Source organism: Amycolatopsis sp. NPDC059235, from assembly GCF_042754125.1.
GTDB lineage: Bacteria > Actinomycetota > Actinomycetes > Mycobacteriales > Pseudonocardiaceae > Amycolatopsis > Amycolatopsis albidoflava.
The window spans coordinates 1-1,021 of the sequence record NZ_JBHZAG010000195.1 but is presented as its reverse complement, the minus strand read 5'-3'; the positions used below and the strand labels follow the sequence as shown (position 1 = coordinate 1,021).

The following is a 1,021-nucleotide window of genomic DNA, read 5'->3' as shown; positions in this document are numbered from 1 at the left end:
GCGAAATCCCCCGCCAACTCCGCCAGCACCCGCGCCCGGCCCTCCGACACCGCCGCCGCCGGATCCAACAACCCCGACACCACCCGCCCCACACCACCACCCCGCACCCCACCACCCCCCACTTTCTTCCGCTTCGCCCCGCCCGCACCCTCCCCCCCCTCCGACAGTCGCTTGTCTCCCCGGACCGGCCTCACCTGTAGCCGGCCCACCGCACTCGACCCGAACGTCTTCGCACGGCGAAGGCCCCTCTCCCCGGTATCCACGTTGACGAGAAGGGGCGCTGCCCAGCGCACCGACGATTCGCTGTGCCCGGTGCCCTCGCTGATCTGCGCGGCGGTGAACAACGTCCCCAGGTTTCCCTCGGCCTCAAGAAACGCCACGATCGCCCGGGGGACATCGCCCTTCTCGACCTTCTTCGCCTCCGGCCTCAGCGCCTCAGGGACAAACCGGTATCTGACGGTGACGGTGCCGTCCCTATCGTGCTCCTTGGATGCAACGCCCGTCCGGACCAGCGCCTCCAGCGCCTTGCGAGCCGAGTCCTTCTCGATTTTCTTCAACGCGTCCGAGATCTCGGCCACGGAGTGCCACCGGTTGGGGTGTGCCTCGAGGTACGAGCGCACCTTCCGCAAGACGAGATTCAAAGGCCTGTCGCGCCAGACCACGCCACCCGGCGGCGGCACCTGGGCTGTGTAGATGACGGGTTTCTTACCGGGCTGGGCCTTCTCGACCAGGTGGTAGTCGTTGTCCAGCCGATTGTCCACCGAAGACCTGGTGTTGTCGATGGCAGCCGCGTCCGTGGCACCCAGCACGGCTGACGCGATGTCGCGCCGGGTGGCGGTCCCGTGGTCCAGCACGTGGTCCAGCATCCGCTGGTCGTTCTCCGCCAGCAGTGTTTCCACCGGATTGCCTTGGGCGTCGACGCTCGCGATCGTCACGACTGCCCGTTCGCGCTCCTCCGGCGTCAGCGGGCGATACCCCAGCAACGCCAGCGCCTGCCCCACCCGCTCCTCCGCACCGCCGG

Annotated in this window: 1 protein-coding gene; it reads right to left on the bottom strand. The window is 68.7% G+C overall.

What is annotated here, in order from left to right; all coding sequences use genetic code 11:
- Nucleotides 1-1,001 (bottom strand): hypothetical protein (locus ACFXI3_RS47130; protein WP_378408761.1); only part of this gene is annotated, 1,001 nt, incomplete at its 3' end.
- Between the last annotated feature and the right edge of the window lie 20 nt (nucleotides 1,002-1,021).